18 protein-coding genes are annotated in these 20,446 nt (G+C 33.1%); 3 read left to right on the top strand and 15 right to left on the bottom strand.

Translation table 11 applies throughout. From position 1 onward, the window contains the following. Nucleotides 1-429: 429 nt before the first annotated feature. Nucleotides 430-753, top strand: coding sequence for a hypothetical protein (locus KA894_RS09170; protein ID WP_096808396.1), 324 nt, complete (start codon nucleotides 430-432; stop codon nucleotides 751-753). Between the two features lie 155 nt (nucleotides 754-908). Next, nucleotides 909-2,066, top strand: coding sequence for an ArgE/DapE family deacylase (locus KA894_RS09165; protein ID WP_119487717.1), 1,158 nt, complete (start codon nucleotides 909-911; stop codon nucleotides 2,064-2,066). Between the two features lie 169 nt (nucleotides 2,067-2,235). Here the strand turns inward: KA894_RS09165 and KA894_RS09160 are convergent, their stop codons facing one another. The 15 genes from KA894_RS09160 to KA894_RS09090 form a co-directional block, all read right to left on the bottom strand. After that, nucleotides 2,236-3,204, bottom strand: a complete 969-nt coding sequence (locus tag KA894_RS09160; RefSeq protein WP_115341927.1) for an alpha/beta hydrolase fold domain-containing protein — start codon at nucleotides 3,202-3,204, stop codon at nucleotides 2,236-2,238. Between the two features lie 279 nt (nucleotides 3,205-3,483). After that, nucleotides 3,484-3,999 (bottom strand): GNAT family N-acetyltransferase, encoded by a 516-nt coding sequence (locus tag KA894_RS09155; RefSeq protein ID WP_096808393.1) that lies wholly within the window; start codon nucleotides 3,997-3,999, stop codon nucleotides 3,484-3,486. Between the two features lie 218 nt (nucleotides 4,000-4,217). Next, nucleotides 4,218-4,547 carry a thioredoxin family protein gene (locus KA894_RS09150; RefSeq protein WP_096808392.1) on the bottom strand — a complete coding sequence of 110 codons (330 nt, stop codon included), beginning with the start codon at nucleotides 4,545-4,547 and terminating at the stop codon, nucleotides 4,218-4,220. Between the two features lie 119 nt (nucleotides 4,548-4,666). Next, nucleotides 4,667-5,650 carry a D-cysteine desulfhydrase family protein gene (locus tag KA894_RS09145; protein WP_210133896.1) on the bottom strand — a complete coding sequence of 328 codons (984 nt, stop codon included), beginning with the start codon at nucleotides 5,648-5,650 and terminating at the stop codon, nucleotides 4,667-4,669. 26 nt (nucleotides 5,651-5,676) lie between these two features. Continuing rightward, on the bottom strand, nucleotides 5,677-6,195 hold the full coding sequence (locus KA894_RS09140) for a VOC family protein (protein WP_115341926.1): 519 nt from the start codon (nucleotides 6,193-6,195) through the stop codon (nucleotides 5,677-5,679). 138 nt (nucleotides 6,196-6,333) lie between these two features. Continuing rightward, nucleotides 6,334-6,897 carry a GNAT family N-acetyltransferase gene (locus KA894_RS09135; protein WP_096808389.1) on the bottom strand — a complete coding sequence of 188 codons (564 nt, stop codon included), beginning with the start codon at nucleotides 6,895-6,897 and terminating at the stop codon, nucleotides 6,334-6,336. Nucleotides 6,898-7,171: 274 nt separating this feature from the next. After that, nucleotides 7,172-8,566 (bottom strand): YfcC family protein, encoded by a 1,395-nt coding sequence (locus KA894_RS09130; protein WP_096808388.1) that lies wholly within the window; start codon nucleotides 8,564-8,566, stop codon nucleotides 7,172-7,174. Between the two features lie 565 nt (nucleotides 8,567-9,131). Next, nucleotides 9,132-10,874, bottom strand: a complete 1,743-nt coding sequence (locus KA894_RS09125; protein ID WP_096808387.1) for a pyruvate oxidase — start codon at nucleotides 10,872-10,874, stop codon at nucleotides 9,132-9,134. Nucleotides 10,875-10,961: 87 nt separating this feature from the next. After that, entirely contained in the window at nucleotides 10,962-11,648 is a 687-nt protein-coding gene (locus KA894_RS09120; protein WP_096808386.1) for an LrgB family protein, read from the bottom strand. Continuing rightward, nucleotides 11,649-12,035 (bottom strand): CidA/LrgA family protein, encoded by a 387-nt coding sequence (locus KA894_RS09115; protein ID WP_096808385.1) that lies wholly within the window; start codon nucleotides 12,033-12,035, stop codon nucleotides 11,649-11,651. Between the two features lie 445 nt (nucleotides 12,036-12,480). Then, nucleotides 12,481-13,356: a cidABC operon transcriptional activator CidR gene (cidR, locus tag KA894_RS09110; protein ID WP_115341924.1), complete on the bottom strand. Its 876-nt coding sequence runs from the start codon at nucleotides 13,354-13,356 to the stop codon at nucleotides 12,481-12,483. Between the two features lie 330 nt (nucleotides 13,357-13,686). Next, nucleotides 13,687-15,147: a Na+/H+ antiporter NhaC gene (nhaC, locus tag KA894_RS09105; RefSeq protein ID WP_103372500.1), complete on the bottom strand. Its 1,461-nt coding sequence runs from the start codon at nucleotides 15,145-15,147 to the stop codon at nucleotides 13,687-13,689. Nucleotides 15,148-15,454: 307 nt separating this feature from the next. Then, nucleotides 15,455-16,429: an SMP-30/gluconolactonase/LRE family protein gene (locus tag KA894_RS09100; protein WP_207606311.1), complete on the bottom strand. Its 975-nt coding sequence runs from the start codon at nucleotides 16,427-16,429 to the stop codon at nucleotides 15,455-15,457. Nucleotides 16,430-16,611: 182 nt separating this feature from the next. Further along, nucleotides 16,612-17,895: a hydroxymethylglutaryl-CoA reductase, degradative gene (locus tag KA894_RS09095; protein ID WP_103373437.1), complete on the bottom strand. Its 1,284-nt coding sequence runs from the start codon at nucleotides 17,893-17,895 to the stop codon at nucleotides 16,612-16,614. After that, the gene (locus KA894_RS09090; protein ID WP_119487715.1) at nucleotides 17,895-19,049 is read right to left on the bottom strand and encodes a thiolase family protein; all 1,155 of its coding nucleotides are present in this window, start codon (nucleotides 19,047-19,049) and stop codon (nucleotides 17,895-17,897) included. The genes KA894_RS09095 and KA894_RS09090 overlap by 1 nt, the downstream gene beginning before the upstream one ends. A gap of 103 nt (nucleotides 19,050-19,152) precedes the next feature. Here KA894_RS09090 and KA894_RS09085 point away from each other — a divergent pair, with 103 nt between their 5' ends. Next, nucleotides 19,153-20,325 (top strand): hydroxymethylglutaryl-CoA synthase, encoded by a 1,173-nt coding sequence (locus KA894_RS09085; protein ID WP_096808379.1) that lies wholly within the window; start codon nucleotides 19,153-19,155, stop codon nucleotides 20,323-20,325. The last annotated feature ends 121 nt before the right edge of the window (nucleotides 20,326-20,446 follow it).

Genomic DNA, 20,446 nt, shown 5'->3' with positions numbered 1-20,446 from the left:
CCTGTGTAAGTTTTTGTCGTTAAAAACATTGTACCGTAAAAGGACTGTTATATGGCCATTTTACTTTTACACAATTATACCGACTTTATCCAATAAACTCTTTTATAAAATTATATTTAATATAACAACAGTTCCTTTTATAACATTGATTTAATATAAAGTCTATAAGATATCTATAGATTAAATATGAAACACTATCTACATTTTATAAAAAGTTATATTTAATGCAATAACAATTCCTTTTATAACAATGATTGCATACTTTTATTAAAAAATAAATTTGAATGAAAAATTTTATAAAAATTTTTAACAACAAGTATTCACTCTTAAAAGAAATAAATACAATATTTACTTGAAATTTACATAGTATTAAAATTCAAATGTTATCTTGAAGTTGAAAGTAATCATAGGTTGTTTAGGAGGATGGATATGAGCAAGCCAGTAAAGTTAACTGTCTCACTGTATCTTATTGTCGTTGCACTTTTATGTTGTAGTTATTTAATTATGATTTTAGTAGGAAGTTTTCAAGGTAATGATATGCGCGGCGCAGTGCTTGATACAGATAACACAAGACATATTGAAAACGTGAATGAAACAAATAACGCATCGCAATCTACAAAATCATCTACACAACAAAATCGCTCTATTCCTAAAAATTGGCAGTCTCAACACATGAATCAACCTACAACTAATCAATTCGATACTATAAAAACATGGTCTTTAGATAACGCATCCTCTAAAAACCATGTTTAATTTTTAATAAAATCACTCGGCATATATTTTTAACAATACGTTCAAAATTCCTATAAAGATGCCTTTTTCAAATGTGTCTAATTTCAAAGTGTCTGATTTTTCAGATATAATAAAAGCGATAGATGTTTTATTAATTTTGGAAAAGGGGTTTTATGATGAGTAAATTTACTAAACAAGAAAGAATTCAAATCTTAGAAGATTTAGTAAGTATTAAATCAGTTAATGACAATGAAATGGAAGTATGTAAATATCTACAGAATTTATTATCAGAGCATGGTATTAAATCTGAAATTATTAAAATAAGTGATAGTCGCGCTAACCTAGTGGCTGAAATTGGTGAAGGCGCACCCGTGCTTGGTATATCTGGCCATATGGATGTTGTATCTGCTGGCGATGAAAACAAATGGACATACGATCCATTCAAACTTACAGAAGTAGACGGCAAACTTTATGGTCGTGGCTCAGCTGATATGAAATCAGGCTTAGCCGCGTTAGTACTCAGCATGATTGATATTCACGACCAAGGTTTATTAACACATGGGAAAATACGCTTACTTGCAACTGCTGGTGAAGAGATTGTTGGAGAAGGCGCAAAAGCATTTCATGATAAAGGTTATATGAAAGACGTGGATGCATTAGTTATTGCTGAACCTTCCCAAGATAGAATTATTTATGCTCATAAAGGATCAATGGATATTCGTGTCACTTCTCATGGTAAAGCTTCACACAGTTCTATGCCACAACTTGGTTTTAACGCTATTTCACCACTTGTTAAATTTGTTTACAAAGCAGATGAAGGGTTTAACAAGTTTAATAAAAATAATGACTTATTAGGTAATGCGATTATGAATGCAACGATTTTCAATGGAGGCAATCAAGTGAACTCCATTCCCGAACACGCAACATCCGAATTTAATATTCGTACCATTCCTGAACATGATAACGATCAATTTATTTCTTATTTCAATGAAATCTTAAAACAAGTTGCTACTGAAGAAACTGATATTGAAATTGACACTTATATGTCTAGACCCCCTGTTTACACTACAGGCCAAAATAAATTAATAGCACTTGCTGTTGAAATGGGTGAAAAATATCTCAATACAACATTACCAACAGAAGCTTCGCCTGGTGTGACGGATGCCTCAGATCTATTAGTAGATAAAGACGAAAACTTTTCATTTATTATGTATGGTCCAGGTACTGTCAGTCAGGCTCACCAAGTAGATGAGCATGTAGACAAAGAAGCATATTTAACATTCGTTGATCTATTTACGGACTTCTTCCCAGCTTATTTAAACGGTTCAAAATAATTCAACATGCTTATATCCTTTTTAAGGCCAAGCCATGATTTTTTATATCAGTCTCAATATAAAAAGAGCGAAGATACGCAACCACTATTTGATTGCATATCTTCGCTCTTTACTTTATAACTTTAATGATTCAATTGTAATTTCATCGCTGTAAAACAAAGTTTAAAATTTAATCTATAATTTCTTTTAATTTATGAATCAATTGTTCTCTTTCAGGAATAGGAAAAATAGGGTGAATGTGAAACAACTGATATCCAGGAATAAACGAATGCTGAATACCTTGTTCATTTAACATTTGAGATAATTTTACAGCATCTGGATAAAGTGTCTCTTTCGTTCCAATGGAAATCGTAATGCGCCCTAGACCATTGAAATCTCCGTAAATTGGTGAAACTCTCCAATCTGTTAAAGGTAATTTATCAGCCCACAAATTAATTAAATATTTACTCCCCTCAATTCCTAGCATTGGATCAATCTTTTCATACACACGTGCTTCAGGATGGCTTAAAGTGCCGTCTAATACAGGTGAAATCAGCACAATATCACTTGGTTGTGTTAAGTTAACCGTTTTTAAATACTGCGCAAATGATAATGCTATTTGACCGCCTGCAGAATCACCTATAATAGTAAGTTTTTGTGCATTCACTTTTTGTTCCAATTCGTTTCGATATATAGCTTCTAATAATTCAAATGTTTCTTTATATGTGGCATGCGGTATTTTTGGATAGATAGGCATGATGACTTTAGCATTAAAAGCCGTAGCGAGTTTATCTATATATTCAAAATGGTATTTAAGTGGATTTTGGAACCAAGCGCCGCCATGAACATAGATTAATGATCTTTGTTGATTATCTTCTTTATCATTTACCACATAAGTTGTGACATTTTGTATCATTTTTGTATAAACTGTATTTTCAAAATGATAATCTGTTCCTTCATATTTACCTTGAGTTTGATGCTTAACTGCCTCAAGTGCTTCTTGTGCGTATGTTGCCTTTTCAAATGCACGCTTCATCTTCGTAACTCTAAGCAGCATTTCATATAAAAAACTTTTATAACTACGTTTTTCTACAATTTCAGCGTACAAATATGAAGTAGCCACACCCATACTTGTAATAGTAGCTATTTTTTTTAACATCTCATATGACCTCCAATATATCATTATCTGAGAGCAAGACATAAGTTTTATTTCATAATAACAATGACATGCATCGCTTTACTTGGTATTCATAACTAGAAAAAACGGATATAAATAGATTTCAAATTTGCTATCTGCTGCCAGTAAAAATTTAATGCATCCTATTTATAAATCACTTTATTTTTTAGTAAAGTGTTTATCCTAAATTATATTAGTATGTATGAAATACACGAGTTATAAATGCTCTACATACAAAACCACATTTATCATGACGCAGTTTCATCCTATAGTTGAATCTAATAAAGATGCTTGATTAATCATCATGGACATATATAATTCATCATAATAATGATCATCCATAAAAATAGATTCGTGTTTAATGCCTTCAATTTTAAAACCCAATTTTTCATAAAATTTTACTGCTGGCGTGTTCGTTGTTATTACAGTTAACTCTAACCGTCTTAACCCTTTACGTTCTGCCCATTTTATCGTTTCTTGAAACATCTTAGTCGCCAAACCTTGATGATGCATTTCATTAATTACACCCGTTAAGATATAACCTATGTGTTTTATTTTAGCTAATCTACTAATGTGCACTGATAAATAGCCAACAATGTCATTTGTTTCTGTTTTTACACCGATATAAAAATTTTGCTTAATATCTTCTATTAATTTTTCTTTATTAAAACTTCTTTCATCCGGTAAATAGAGCATATATTGTGTTTCTTGATCAATCTTTTTCATACAAGTATACAGCGCTTCTGCTTCATCTGGGCAAATTCTTTCTATGCGCATAAATACTCCCCCTTTGACTCTATAGATTAATCTTATCATACAATATTTTTATTATAGATGACACTTATAATTTAATTTAACCCGTTTTTATTTCGAACTATTCATTTTCACTCAATAGTTTTAGCATAAATTGAAACATCCTATTATTACTTTTACAATAGTAAGCGAATAACAGGATGTCTAAGTGCGTTACGTGCATATTTATTTACTTTATAGTCTTATGTTTTTAAACTTTCGTACATCATTGTTAATTGGTGTTCTATTTGTTGCATATCAATAAATCTGCCTTGACGATGCATTTCTTTACCATTTAAAAAAATCAAATCTACCGGTACAGTGAAAATAGATAATTCACCTGCTATTGCTTCTACTTTGCTTTGATTAATTACACCTAATGGCACGCCAGGAAATCCACGTACTAAATCTTCTATTTGGGGCAAAACTGCATGACAAACACTGCAATTATCTCTCATTACGTGGACTACTGCGAGTGGGTTTTGCTCAATAAATGATTGGTATTCATCAATTGAAGTTAATATTTGAGTCATTTAGAATACCCTCCTTAAATATAAAGTGTTTTATATTATGAATCATATGCACTAGAATTAGCAATATTTATGCTCTAAACTGCAGATGGCATATTTCAATCAGCTATCTTTCCAGTCGTTTATAAATCTTTATTAAAAGTCGGGAGTAAACGTTGGATACGTGCTCTAGTTTCTTCAGTGTAACCTTGTAGACCACCTGTATGAATAAATAAAATCGCTTTTTGATCGTCATACTTTCCTTGTTTGATTTCTTCTACTAAACCACGAAATGCTTTTCCAGTATATGTTGGATCTAACACAACGCCTTCTTGTTGTGCGATATCAATATAAAATTGTAACTCTTCATCTGTTGCTTGAGCGTATCCTAATACGATATATTGATCATTAATCGATAGCGTATCAAATGTTGTTATATCTTCATCTAATTCATTAATGATTTCAATCACCTTATTTTTGAAAATAGACGCACTCTCATTGACAGCATATCCAATAATTTGAGTTGATAAATTATGTATATACTTTCCATACCACAAACCTGCATATGTGCCCCCAGAACCGACAGCTAGATTGATAGAATCAAATTGAACATTTAATTCATCTGCTTGCTTTACAATTTCTTCAAAAGCATTGATATAGCCATGAGCGCCAATCCAATCTGATGCACCGCTTGGTACTATAAAAGGCGTTTTATTTTCGCTTTCTAAATCTTTACTTAATCGTTCCATCGCTTTTTCCCGAGACTGATGTTCATCAATCACATGTATATGCGCACCTAACATAGCATCTAAGAATAAATTCCCTTCAAATGCTTTTAGCGCTCCTCTTAAAACAAGATGACATTCAATATTGTATTTAGCGCACAAAGCTGCTGTTGCTCTAGCATGATTAGAGGTAATGGCGCCCGTAGTAATAATCGTATCATAACCATTATCTAACACGTATTGTATGGTATATTCTAGCTTTCTCACTTTATTACCTGATATTTCAGTTCCAGTATAATCGTCTCTTTTAATATATATATCTTTACCTAATGTTTGGCTTAATGTTTCTAATTTTTGAATAGGTGTACTTAAATTGGCCACGTTTAATTTTCTTTGTAACATATCATTTCCTCCTTTATCTACATTATTCATGGTCTTGGTATAAATACTGTTGATTCACTATCTGATGGATAATAATAACCGTTAGGTATCGTCTGTAACTCGATTAAACTTCCCCATGGTGCTCTAACATATACTGTGCGGTTATCTTCAGTATCTTCGTACTTCGTATTACTATGCGGTTTTGATAATGGTTGACCACCAGCTTGCTTTATGCTTCTAAATGCCGCTTCAAAATCATCTACATAAAATGAGATGTGCGTAAAGCCAATATCTTGTAATGTATCTGCGTTGTTTTGTGTTGCACGCACAAATTCAAACATCTCTATATTCGGCCCATGATTAAACACCATCATTCTTTTTTTAATAATTTTGGCTCCATGTTCTAGTCCTAAGACGTGTTCAACAAATTCTCCACCTCTAGGATCATCCATCCTAGTTTGGCTGTCATAAGCAACCTGACCATCTAAAGCTTCTTTAAAGAAAGACGTTGCCTTTTCAATATCTGGAACAGTTAAACCAATATGGTTAATTCCTCTTGTTATCAAAACTTAAAGCCTCCTTTATACATTGCTGCTTACTTCATTTTCATATGTCATTTAATATAAAGATTACTTATTTAAAAACAACCTTATATAACCAACAATGATAGCGATTTAAAATATCTTTCATAAATATATATGATTTTAGTGATCTTGAGATAAATCAAAATCATCTTTCAATAACCTATACCGATTCATATCTCGGTAATGTTTGCCGTCATATATATCTTGAACATCCGTCGCGACAAAATGAAATCCGGCGTTTCTGGCTACTTTATTACTTGCCAAATTTCTAACGTCAGCAACAATTGTTAGTTTATTTAACCCTAGGTGGTGAAATGCATAACCACAAATAAATTTAACGCTTGCTGTAGTGATTCGTTTACCAGTATAACCTTTAGCAATCCAGTAACCAACTTCTGCTTTACTATTTTTAGTATCTATTTTATGTAAATCAATTGTACCAATGAGTGTATCTTCGTAATAAATTAAAAATAGTTGTCCTTTTTGTTCAGCTTGATGTTGAATCATCATTTTTAAATATGATTTTTCTTCATCTACTGTCATGTCTTCCGTTATAAAATCTAAAAATCTAGATAAATGTGAAAAGTTTTCTTGTATTGTTTGAAATAACGCTTTCGCCATTTGAAGATCCGGTGGTACTAGTGTGACTTTCGGCAAAATTGTTATAGATGGTCTGTAATGCATAGATTCACCTTCTTTAATAACGTCTTATTTATTATCATATTTGTAATTTCTGAATATTTCAACTTTTTAATGATTGATAACTTAAAAAATAAGAGCGACTTAGAAATCAAAAATCGTTGATTTCCAATTGCCGCTCCGCATAAGATTGACTTAATGCTATTATGAAAGTCATAAATTGATTTACAAATAAAATCTTTTATTTATATCATTTAACTTTTAACAACGTGTTCGCCTATAATTTGTTTCTAATAAGTTATCATTGGATATGTTACATTTAATAACCAATCATTAATGCAATAGACATGCCGATACAGCAAATAACTACCCAAACAACAATTAACTTCCAAGCAAATTTAAGCCATTGTGTATAAGTTATTTTCCCTACCGCTAATGCACCCATCAAGATGGCAGATGTCGGGAATAATACATTGCTAATCGCGTCTCCATATTGAAAGGCAAGTACCGTGATTTGTCTATTAATATTCAGTAAATCAGAGATAGGTACCATTAATGGCATAGTCGTTAATGCTTGTCCTGAACCGGATGGAATAAAGAAGTTTAAAAAGAATTGTAAAACAAACATAGTGATAATAACCATTGACGAAGGAACATCAGCAAGTAACGTGGTCATCCCGTGTACAATCGTATCGATAATGTGACCATTTTCTAAAATATAAATAATACCTTTAGCAAAGCCGACAATCATCGCGCCAAATAGAATATCCTTCATACCTTCTATCATCGCTTCAAACGTGCCATTAATACCTAAACCGCCTATTACGCCTGCAAGTAAGCCTGCCAATAAGAAATTTGCGCTCATTTCATTAAACGACCAACCATAAGTGAAAATGCCATATACATTTAACACTATCGCTGCAACAATAAGTAACAATCCTATGCCTTGACGCTTCGTAAAGCGAGGCGTTTCTATTGCTTTTCCTGACTGGCTTTCAGTTTGCTCTAATTCATACACAATACTTTTGCTTGAATCATGCTTAACTTTACGCGCATATAACATAACAGTTGTAACAGCTGCTAACAAAATAAAAACATAAATAACAGAACGCAAACCCCAACCTGAGAATAAAGTTAATTCCGCAACAGATTGAGCTACGCCCACTGTAAAAGGATTTAGCATACCTCCTATAAAGCCACTGGAGGCGCCTAATATAACCATTGCTGCGCCGGTCATCGCATCGTAACCTAAAGTTCTAGCAATAATAATACCAATAGGTACGAATATGATTGTTTCTTCTGCTAATCCGATAGAAAATCCTAATATTGAAAATATTGTCATCGTCAATGGAATCATTAACGCTTTGTATGAACCTAATACATTCATAGCTTTGTTCACACCATTTTCAAAGGCGCCTGTTTTATGTACAATACCAAACGCACCGCCGACTAAAAAAATGTAAAATACAATTTCGCCACCGCTGATTAGCCCTTCTGGTATCGCACGAAAAATATCAAAAAATGAGACACCTTGCTGTGATACTTCTTGATATGAGCCTGATACAACAAGCGTTTGTCCATCTTTTTTTTCGCGTGCATATTCTCCTGCCGGTATGATATATGTAAGTAAACTTGCTACTACTATAATGAATAGTAATAGTCCATATGTATGTGGTGTTTTAAATTTTAAATTTTTAAATAAAGATTTGAACATCTCAAATTACCCCTCACTTGGCGTTTCATATATTTGAAAAATTAACCCAAACTTCAACGAATGAATCCATCATTTCAATATAATTACTTATATCTATAATATTATACTTTATAGGTATTAAGCTGAATTTTCAATCAATTTTCAAATTATATCCTTATTTCATAGAACAAACTAACTTATAAAATAAATCAATAATAAAAAGAACCAAAATATCTTATGATGTCTTGCTCCTAATACTATATAAGCAGTAGACAACTAGACTAAAAATGTAAATAAAAAATTAATTCTAAAGCGTTACGCTTTTAGTTATTGCTTTGGGAGCACTTACGCATGCGCTTTACATGAGCTAAAGCTCATAATTCTTTTAACGTTTACCACACTTATGTATGAACTTGATTCATGTATCACTCTTAACTTAAATATCTTTGATATAAAAAAGAGACCCAGTTGGGTCTCTAATTGTTTTATAACCACTTCAACGTTTATACTTTGAGATTTTAACAAGACGCAAAGTCATTGAGCATAATATATTGTCTCTGCCACTCTGTCTACATTATCTACTTATTTAGAAGAAACGTTTAACAGCTGTAGAAATTGGAGGTAATTCATCTAAGTCTAATTTTTTATCTTCTGTAATAGATCTAAATGCCCATTTACCATAATTCATTGCTTCTTCATTTACAATTTTACCTGGTAATGGCGCTGCGGTTTCATCTACATAAACATTAACAATTGTTGGTCTATCTTCAGCCATAGCTGATTCGACAACTTCATCAATTCTGTTTGGATCTTTAAGTGTGTATCCTACGCCACCAAAGCTTTCAGCAAATTTTTCTAAATCAATATCAGTGAAGTCAATGGCATATTCTAATTCACCTGCAGCTTGTTGTTCATATTTAATGAATGAAAGTTGTTCATTGTTTAATACAAATAATGTCATTGGTAAATCATATTGCACTGCGGTAGCAAAATCTTGCATAACCATATCAAACGCGCCATCACCAATAATACCAACAACTTGACGATTTGGATATTCACGTTTTGCTGCTAATGCTGTAGGTAAAGCACAGCCCATTGTACCTAACCAACTTGAGATAATAAATTTATTATTTACTGTTAAGTTTAGATAACGCGTAGACCATACAGTCGCTGTTCCAACATCTATAGCAAATATAGCATCATCAGTTCTAACTTTATTAATTGCACCCATTAAACGTTCTGGTCTAATTGGTTTGCTGTCATTAGCCATGTCTTCAGCCATCCAAGCGTCCCATGTAGCTTTTCTTTCTAATATTTTATTTAAGAAATCGCGGTTAGCTACATGTTTAGCTGAATCAGTTAATTGTTGTAATGCGAGTTTACTATCACCTAGAATACCCACATTTATATCAAAACGATGTCCTATATTTTCTGGATTTGTATCAATTTGTATAGCTTTGATGTTTTTCTTAGGTAGATAATCTAAATACGGATAGTTAGTACCTACCATGATTAATAAATCTGCGTTTTGAATTGCTTGATATGAAGTTTTAGTACCAATTTTACCTAGGTTACCTAAATTATAAGGGTGTGCATCTGGCAGAATCGTTTTCGCTGGTAACGTTAAGATTGTTGGTATTTTGAATGCTTCTATAAATTCACGTACTTCATCTTTGGCATGTTTTGCACCAGTACCAAGTAGCACAACTGGTTTTTTACTTTTATTAATTAACTTAGCCGCTTTTTTAATACTGCGTGGTTTAGGCGCTACGCGTGCAGGTGGTGCAGTGTCTACTTTTTGGTCTGTAGTATCTTTTACTTTACGTGTTAATAAATTATTAGGCAAGATTAAAACGGCTACACCTTTTTTCTCATAAGCTGTACGGATTGCTTCATTTACAATACCAAATATATCTTTATCATCTTCAGATACTTGGTGTTTATACACAGCTACGTCATCAACCATTTTATTAATATTCGTTTCTTGGAATGCTTTTGTGCCTAATGCTGTACTATCTGTTTGCCCTGCTAGAATTAATTGCGGCACGTTATCCATTTTTGCATCATACATACCATTTAATAAGTGAATCACCCCTGGGCCACCAATACTGAGTGCAACACCGATTTTACCTGTTAATTTTGTATACCCTGCAGCAGCTAAACTAGCAACTTCTTCATGTCGCACATTAATAAATTCTATATTATTTCTTTCTGTTCTTAATCTATCCACTACTGCATCTATTGAATCACCAGGAATACCATATAAGTGATCTATATCCCATGCTTGTAATGCTTTTACTAATGCCTCATTTGCTTTAATTTTTGCCATTGTAAAAATTGCTCCTTCCGAATTTTAGCGATTTAATTTTTCATTACATAAAATAGTTAATATTTTTAATCATTGCTAGGCTTATACTTAGTATAAAAAGATCATGAGTATAGGCAGTACAATTGAACTCAATAACGCTGTCAAAATCATACCAATTGAACTAAAAGCACCTGCTTCTAAATCAATATCAAGCGCTTGTGCTGTACCAAATGCATGCGATGCGTTGCCAAATGTTAATCCCTTGGCAATTGATGTTTTAAACCTTCCAAATTTAATCAAATACGCGCCTAGAATACTACCTATTAAACCAGTAGCTATAATAAACAACACAGCAATTGCATCGACACCTCCCATTTGATGTGATACTTGAATACCAACTGCCGCCGTAATTGATCTTGGTAGCATCGTAACAATGACTTCTTTTGAATAGCCAAATGTTTTCAAAATGACGTATACAAATACGAAGTTCAATATCACAGCTGCAATAACGCTACTAAATATGATTTTTCCATTAGCTAATATTTTATGACGGTTTTGATACAGCGGATATGCCAAAGCGACCACTGTACAATTTAATAAATAGTGAATCCATTTACCGCCAATCATATATTGCTGATAATCTATATTAAATATTAATAGTACAATAATAATCCCAATGGATGACACTAGTGCTGGATTTAAAAATGGGCTTCTATATTTAAACTGTAATTTTTTTGCTCCAACGTACATACAAACTGTTAATACAATCATTATTATTGCTTTTAGAAATGTCATCTAATTTTGACCATTCCCGTATTGCTCAGTTTTAACCATTTTTTCAGCAATGTACCCTGAGATTAAAGCAACGCAACACGTGCCTATTACAATCATAATAAAGAATAAAATAAAATTGAGATTAATCATAGACGCAACATCCATAACACCTACTACAGATGGGACAAAGAAAAATACCATTGTTGCTAAGAAAAATTTAGAACCTTCTTCTACCCATTTTGTTGGAATTATTTTAAATTGAAGTAACAAAAAATATAAAATCAATCCAACAATACTACCTGCAATTGGAATATGGAAAATCATTTGAATCTTATTACCAATAAAAGTAATACCCATAATAATTAACGCTTGAAACATAATTTTGACTATCTTTAATGCTACCTGCAATACTCATCATCCTTTGTTCCTTTATTGTTTTATTCATTTCGTACTTTTATATATAACTATTTTATTGATTACATTATTAGTATAACGCGCCACAATTTATAATAAAAATATTGTTTTTTTATACTAGCTATTACTTTTATCTATGGAAACGTTTTTACATATTATGTAAGTCTATACTTTATCTAGAAATAGCCATATCTATCAAAATTATTTACGTTATGAACTATTTATAAATGAATGCTTATATCTAAAAAATAACGGGAGCAGCACGGGACCAAATAGCTTTAATTGGATTCCCGTTCCGACTCCCGCAAATTAACTAAATTACTGTAAAAAACGCTATAATCATTCAGTAATGATTAACCTCATTTGTATATACCTTTTTCATGCAACAAAATATCTACTTTAATAAAGCGGCTTGTTTGTTTTCTCGCTTGTCTATATATTATAGTCGTTGTTTCATAAAATCTATCCATTGCCTAGTTGCATAACTTAAATATTTGTCGCGCTTCCAAATCACGCCTAATTCCCAACGCATGCCAGGATCTTCAAGTGTTATATTTTTAAAATTACTATCCAATAAATTCACAATATTTTCAGGTAAAATACTCACACCTAAATGTGCGTTTAACAAGTTTTCAATAAAGTTCCATTGTGAAATCTTTGATACTGTATTAGGGATATAACCAGCATTTTTTGCTGCTTCAATTATTTTATCGTTTAAATAGAAATCTTCATTAAATAGTATAAAATCTTCATCTTTTAGCATGGCCATTTGCACTTTCTGGTAATTAGCTAAATGATGCTCTTGATTCAAAACCAATTTTAACTCTTCTTGATATAAAGGCAACGAATGAAAAATAGATTGGTCGACTGGCAACGTTGTAATACCAATATCTATTTCATCATTAATCAGTTGATGCTCAATCATTTTGCCACCATTTTCAACTAAATTATAAGTGACATTAGGATATTGTTGATGGAACTCACCTAATATATGAATAAATTTATTCATATTCATGACAGCAGATAAACCGATGCTAATATGTCCTGTTTCTAAGCCAACTAAACTATTGATTTCTCTAGGTAAATCTTTATATAGCGCTAATATTTCTTTACATTTTTGATAAAAAACCATTCCAGCATCCGTTAGCACAAGTTGACGATTACTTCGATCAAATAACGGCATATTTAATTCTTTTTCTATATCTTTAATCGCTTTACTAATCGTTGGTTGTGCAATATATAAAGATTTAGAAGCGTTCGTCATACCATGCTGGTTTACAACCTCAACAAAATATTTCATATGCTTAATATCCATATGCGTGCTCCTCTATACCTAACTTCAATTTGTACATTCTAGTATACGGCTAAATTCTAATTTTTCAATCTTTTTAATTCACAGATATCATAAAAAGAAATTGACGTGCTAAGTTATCATTGTAGATAACTTAGGTTAACACAATAAATCATTTGGTATGGCGTTCATTACTGTTATTTATCGTTTTAAGCTTCATCATTAAACTATAAATGTCTAGTTTCTACTATTGAAATAAAAATAACAATCACCTTTTTTGATTTACCTTGAATTTTTTGTAATTAACGATACGCTTCTAATACTCAACCACATCTTAGCTTATCATGTTAAGTTTTAAGCCAAGTTTGCATTATCTGAGTCTTCTTTATCTATTTCTTTTAATTTAATTATTTTAAAGCCAACATAACCAAAGATAACTGAAATAATTGGTACCGTATAATTAACAATCGCAAACGGTGCGTATTCCATTACAGATACGCCTAGTGTTGATGCTATAAACACACCACACGTATTCCAGGGTACAAATACGGACGTTAACGTGCCACCATCTTCGAGTGCCCTCGATAGGTTTTTAGGATGTAAATTCTTTTCTTTAAAAGCATTAGCGTACATTCTTGACGGTACAATAATAGATATGTATTGTTCTGAGCACGTAAAGTTAGTCCCAATACAAGATATAATGACAGATGCAATTAATGAACCAGTAGTTTGCGCTACTCTTAAAATCAGTGAAATCAATGCTGATAGCATGCCTGAGTATTCGAGCACACCACCAAAAGTCATCGCTACTAAAGTCAGTGATATAGTATAAAACATCGATTCTAATCCACCACGATTAAATAGTTCATCTACAAGTTTGTTTCCTGATTCGATCGTATAACCTGTTTGTAAAGCTGTTAATGCTTCTGTTATCGATCCACCTTGTACAAATATTTGAGCAAAGAAACCAAATATAATACCAACACAAATGGCGGGTATCGCTGGCACTTTAAATATGACTAGGACGATTACTATTAAAGGTATTAATAATAACCAAGGTGTTATGACAAAGTTATCTTGCATTGTGTTAAGGATTGCATCAATTCTTTTTGTATCAAAGTTTTTATTGCCATATTGCATACCCATAAAGAAAAAAGCGATTAACGCAATGATTACAGCTGGTATCGTCGTGTAAAACATATGCTTAATATGCTCGAATAATTCAACGCCTGATAAACCTGAAGCAAGATTTGTTGTATCAGACAGTGGACTCATTTTATCACCAAAATAAGCACCACAAATAACTGCGCCAGCAACCATGCCTGGAGAAATGCCCATGCTAATACCGATGCCCATTGACGCAACACCAACAGTTGCCATTGTGGACCAGCTACTGCCAATAGCTAATGCGACAACACTACATAAAATGACCACAACTGCTAAAAAATAACGTGGATCTATTAATTGTAAACCATAATAAATCATTGTCGCCACAACACCACTGCCAATCCATGAACCAATTACTAAACCTACAAGTATAATGATTACAATAGCTGGTAACGCATGCCGTATGCCTTTATACATCATTTCTTCTACTTCACGAAATTCATAGCCATGCATCATTGTCATTATAATTGCGACTGCAGTTCCTATCATTAATGGAATATGAGGTTCTTTTTCTAATACAGCCACTGTAAATAACATAGTAATAATCATAATTGATAAGGTAATTACTGCAGATGTCACACCTAATGGCTTCTTCGTATTTACGTTATCTTCGTCATTCTTATTTTTTCGCGTAAAAATAACGAACACCTCCCTTTGTTAATTAATATCATACTTAAAAATGAATACGCTTTCAATCGTGTATTTATAACTTTTTCATAAATTTTACCTTAAATATTTTACTATTACATCAAAATACCATGAAATTTTTTAATTACAACGTACTTATTTATTACATCTATTCTTACCTGATCCCCTAAAGTACTACCATACACTGACGTTGTCTTATATATTAAAATTTACTTTTTTTGAAAATTTTTTAAAATAAAAAAACCTGTAACTAAGCAATATCAAATGACTGCTCATTACAGGTAAATATTTTAAAGTTTGATTGTGTTTAATGAAATTGGTAGCTATGGTGTCCTTTAGCGAATCCTTTTACTGTATAAATCCAAGAGCCACCATCATTTTCAATATCATTTGAACAAATAATCAGTTGATCTGTTCCTGGAATAAATGCAGGATGCGTTGAACGAAGCATATGACCTTGATCCCTTCCTGGAATCAATATTTGCCCTATTGGATAACCTCTCTTATTAAATACTAGCACTCTTCCTTGACCATACATTGCAACATATAAATTATCATCACTATCTATACAACACGAATCAGGACCTTCATGCCCTGTGAAATGATAAGGTATAGACGCTCCAAATGGTGCGATGGTCACACCGTCTTCTAATAAATCAATACGATGTAATCGGTTCGTATTCGTTTCTGTTACCCACAATGTTTTTTCATCCGTACTAAGTGCTACACCATTGGCAACCGCTAAGTTTTGTATAACAGGTGTAATAGATTGAAAGTCTGGTGAAACATAATACACGCCACCTTTAGGATTTGTAGAATAACCTCTGAAATCCGTAAAATAAAACCCGCCTTTACGATCAAATACTAAATCGTCCACACAATATTCTGTTTCAATATCTGATACAATTTCTTGAATCTTATTGCCATTTGCATCAACAGCGTAAATACCACCTGAACGATCAAAATCACCTAAATAACAGACAAATAAACGTCCGTCTTTATGTATTTTAACGGCTGCTGGATTTTCTTTATGTGACTTTAATAATCGAGTTATTTTTTTATCAGGCAGGGCTACATGAAAAATAGTTCCCCCAAAAACTTCGCAAAGTATCAAGTCTCCATTTCTGTCAAAGCAGAGTCCTTCGAGTTGTAATCCCTTATCAGAAATTTCTAACCATGGTTCTGCCGTAATAGTTTGTATCCCTTGTTCATGAGCAAGGATAGGCACCTCACTTTTAGCGTTCCCCGTATATAATAATGAAGGTAATTTATTATTTATCATTAATCATTTCCCCTTTTTTTAATTTCTTCATATTTTAATTATATGGTATACAAAGTTTCAAATAAATCAATTACTTTAAAATTTACTATCTAATTTACTTATATGCAAAAAGCCCCTAAAAGTTAGATTTTCAGTTCAACTTTTGGGGCACACATCAAAATCATTCAGGGGTTATTTTAATATTATTGTTTTTGCAATCTTAATTCTTCTAACAATTGTTGTGCAACGGCTGTATTTGCACGATCTTGTGTTTTTAAGCGTTCTGCTACTTGAGCAATTTCTTCACCTTGCGCACCTACTACAATTGCTAATGATTTATATTGTAAACTCATATGGCCTTGTTGAATACCTTCAGAAACCAATGCACGACATGCCGCAAAATTTTGTGCTAACCCCACGGCAGCAACGACGTGACCTAATTCTTGTGCAGAATCAACCTTCATTAATTCTAAAGACGCTTTTGCGATTGGTAATACTTTGGTGCCACCGCCTACAGTAGCCAATGTCATAGGCACTTCAATTGTCCCTACAAGCACTTGTTTTTCTTCATTATAATGCCACGTAGCTAGGCCACGATATTGACCGTCTTTACTTGCATATGCATGCGCTGTGGCTTCAGCCCCACGAGTATCATTACCTGTCGCCAACACTACAGCGTGAATGCCATTCATCACACCTTTATTATGTGTGGCTGCACGGTGAATATCAACTTGAGCCAATACAGATGCACGTTCCATTCTTTTGGCTACATCTTGACCATCACGCCCACCTTTTGACAATGCATCAACTGTGATTTCTCCCTGTACTTTAACGACAGATGCAGTTGCATGATTAGATAAAATGCTCATCAATATATCAACATGTTCTAATTCATTTTTTAAATATGCTGTTATCCCTTCTAAAATGGTATTCAACATATTTGCGCCCATTGCATCTTTTGTATCTACGTAAACTTTTAATGACAATAAGCCTTCCTCGGGGAATGTATCTATTTCAATTTTACGAAAACCACCGCCACGCTCAATTATTGAAGGATATACTTCATCCGCAATACGTTTCATTTGTGGTTCAAGTTGTTGAAGACGTTGTTCTAAAACTGCAGTATCTAACACACCATCAAATACAATTTGCCCAATCATTAAACGCTCACTAGAAACAACTTTAAAGCCCCCAGTTTGATTTACAAGCTTTGCACCATAACTGGCTGCTGCAACTACTGAAGGTTCTTCGACCATCATTGGCACAACATATGATTTATCGTCTACTTTGATTTCAGGTAATAAACCTACAGGTAATGTCCCTTGACCAATGACATTTTCTATAAGACTATTCGCAATCTCTTCTGAAATTAAAGGGTTATTGAGTAACACACTTTTATTTTCTTCAGATAACCATCCTTTAATTACTAATTCCTCTAACTTTTCTGTTCTGGACAAATGACGAAATGTCTTGCCTAATGGATCCATTAGTTATTCTCCTTTTCAATTTGGATTGCAATGCCTAAACCGCCACCGATACAGGCAGTTGCTACGCCCGATTGTTTATCTTCTTGAGCTAAAATATTAACTAAAGTTGTGACTAAGCGAGTACCGCTTGCACCAATAGGATGACCTAATGCAATCGCCCCACCATATAAATTTAACTTATCCTCAGATATACCTAAATGGTCTCTTACAGGAATACTTTGCGATGCGAAAGCTTCTGTCATTTCTACTACATCAAAGTCATCAATGACTTTATCTGTTTTATCTAATAATTTTGTCACAGCATGATATGGCGCATAGCCCATATACTCAGGATCACACCCGATTTCGGCATGCGCACCAACTATAGCTAAAATATCATAGCCTTCTTGTTTCGCATAGTCAGCATCCATTAAAATGATAGTTGATGCGCCATCGTTAATACTAGACGCATTACCACCTGTTACGGTACCATCTTTTTTAAATATCGTTTTTAATGTACTTAATTTCTCAACACTACTATTTCCGCGAATACCTTCATCCGTAGTCATCATTTCTCCATTTACATCTTCTAATGGAACGATTTCATTATTAAATTTACCTGCTGCTGACGCTTGTTGTGCTTTTTGTTGAGATTCATTAGCAAAATGGTCTTGTGCTTCACGTGATACATTGTACTTTTCAGCAATTTTTTCGGCTGTAATACCCATAGGCACGTTTAAAAATGCATCAGTAAGGCCATCGTGCATAAAACTATCTACAGGGGCTTCGTCTTCATTAAGTACTAACTTAGGCGCGTTTGTCATGCTTTCTACGCCACCTACAGCTATTACTTTAGCTTCACCTAATTGGATTAATTGCTTTCCTAAAATAATAGATTTCAAGCCAGACCCACACACTTCATTAATTGTCATAGCTGGAGTTGTATTTGGAACACCAGAATGGATTGCTATTTGACGGGCAGGATTTTGACCACTCCCACTTTGCAATACATTGCCATAAATCACTTGCTCTATCATTTCTGGTTTAATATTAATTGCTGACATAGCAGCCTCCAGTGTTTTTGTGCCTAATTCTACTGCGGTATAATTGCTTAATTTCCCTCTAAATCTCCCGATTGGTGTACGTTTGGCACTTACAATTGCTATTTTTTTCATTGTTCGTCTCCTTTATCACGTGTTATAAATTATTGTATTTTATACGTATCATTTGGTATGATACAGTTGCTTATTTATATAAAGAAAGGTGTCGTTATGCTTTATGACAGTTGGTATTGATCAAATCAATTTTTATGTTCCAAGTTTTTATGTAGACATGGCTAAACTTGCTGAATCTCGACAAGTTGATCCAAATAAATTCCTTATTGGTATTGGCCAAAATGAAATGGCAGTGAGTCCTATGAGTCAAGATATTGTATCTATGGGTGCAAATGCTGCCAAAGATATTATTACAGAAGATGATAAGAAACAAATCAGCATGGTTATTGTTGCAACTGAATCTGCTATCGATTCTGCTAAGGCTTCAGCAGTTCAAATACATAATCTATTAGGTATTCAACCTTTTGCGCGTTGTATTGAAATGAAAGAAGCATGCTATGCTGCAACACCTGCTATTCAACTCGCAAAAGATTACTTAGCAAACCGCCCTGATGAAAAAGTTTTAGTCATTGCTAGTGATACTGCACGTTATGGTTTAGAATCTGGTGGCGAGCCAACTCAAGGTGCAGGCGCAGTTGCTATGATGATAACACAAAATCCACGCATTCTTGAACTAAATGATGATGCTGTAGCATTTACTGAAGATGTATATGATTTCTGGCGCCCAAGTGGTCAATCATACCCACTTGTAGACGGCGCGTTATCAAAAGATGCTTATATTCATTCATTCCAAGAAAGTTGGAATGAGTATGCGCGTAGACATCATATTTCACTAGATTATTTTAAATCCTTATGTTTCCACGTGCCTTTTACAAAAATGGGTAAAAAAGCACTTGATTCAATTTTAACAGATGATATCGATGAACAAACCAAAGAACGATTAACATCAGGGTATGATGCAGCGACTTATTACAATCGTTATGTTGGTAATATCTATACTGGTTCATTATATCTAAGTTTAATTTCATTACTAGAAACGCATCATGAACTCAATGCTGGGGATACAATTGGCTTATTCAGCTATGGATCAGGCTCAGTTGGTGAATTCTTCAGTGGTAAAATAGTAGAAGGCTATCGAGATGCACTTGACATCGAAGGCCATAAAAATTTATTAAACCATCGTACAGAAATCTCTGTTGATACGTATGAAGCGTTCTTTAAACGTTTCGATAATCTTGAGTTTAATCACGAGGTTGAATTAGCAAATGAATCAAAAGGTATATTCTACCTTGAAAGCATTCATAATCATATCCGTAATTATAATACCTTAAATTAGAATTCAAATCACTTAATCTTATCTCATTCTTCATCATTAACCGAAAATATAAATATATAACAAAATAGTCTAGAATATCATTTCTAAGATTAAGTAAAATGCACCTTTATTTTTAAAAATA

This window comes from Staphylococcus sp. GDY8P131P (genome assembly GCF_017891975.1).
GTDB lineage: Bacteria > Bacillota > Bacilli > Staphylococcales > Staphylococcaceae > Staphylococcus > Staphylococcus nepalensis.
Note: the sequence above shows the minus strand (reverse complement) of the source record. Positions and strands in the feature narration are given on the sequence as shown.

Coding starts and splice junctions, on each gene's coding strand:
- KA894_RS09170 (WP_096808396.1), top strand. CDS start 430: ATGAGCAAGCCAGTAAAGTTAACTGTCTCACTGTATCTTATTGTCGTT.
- KA894_RS09165 (WP_119487717.1), top strand. CDS start 909: ATGAGTAAATTTACTAAACAAGAAAGAATTCAAATCTTAGAAGATTTA.
- KA894_RS09160 (WP_115341927.1), bottom strand. CDS start 3,204: ATGTTAAAAAAAATAGCTACTATTACAAGTATGGGTGTGGCTACTTCA.
- KA894_RS09155 (WP_096808393.1), bottom strand. CDS start 3,999: ATGCGCATAGAAAGAATTTGCCCAGATGAAGCAGAAGCGCTGTATACT.
- KA894_RS09150 (WP_096808392.1), bottom strand. CDS start 4,547: ATGACTCAAATATTAACTTCAATTGATGAATACCAATCATTTATTGAG.
- KA894_RS09145 (WP_210133896.1), bottom strand. CDS start 5,650: ATGTTACAAAGAAAATTAAACGTGGCCAATTTAAGTACACCTATTCAA.
- KA894_RS09135 (WP_096808389.1), bottom strand. CDS start 6,897: ATGCATTACAGACCATCTATAACAATTTTGCCGAAAGTCACACTAGTA.
- KA894_RS09130 (WP_096808388.1), bottom strand. CDS start 8,566: ATGTTCAAATCTTTATTTAAAAATTTAAAATTTAAAACACCACATACA.
- KA894_RS09125 (WP_096808387.1), bottom strand. CDS start 10,874: ATGGCAAAAATTAAAGCAAATGAGGCATTAGTAAAAGCATTACAAGCA.
- KA894_RS09120 (WP_096808386.1), bottom strand. CDS start 11,648: ATGACATTTCTAAAAGCAATAATAATGATTGTATTAACAGTTTGTATG.
- cidR (WP_115341924.1), bottom strand. CDS start 13,356: ATGGATATTAAGCATATGAAATATTTTGTTGAGGTTGTAAACCAGCAT.
- KA894_RS09100 (WP_207606311.1), bottom strand. CDS start 16,429: ATGATAAATAATAAATTACCTTCATTATTATATACGGGGAACGCTAAA.
- KA894_RS09095 (WP_103373437.1), bottom strand. CDS start 17,895: ATGGATCCATTAGGCAAGACATTTCGTCATTTGTCCAGAACAGAAAAG.
- KA894_RS09090 (WP_119487715.1), bottom strand. CDS start 19,049: ATGAAAAAAATAGCAATTGTAAGTGCCAAACGTACACCAATCGGGAGA.
- KA894_RS09085 (WP_096808379.1), top strand. CDS start 19,153: ATGACAGTTGGTATTGATCAAATCAATTTTTATGTTCCAAGTTTTTAT.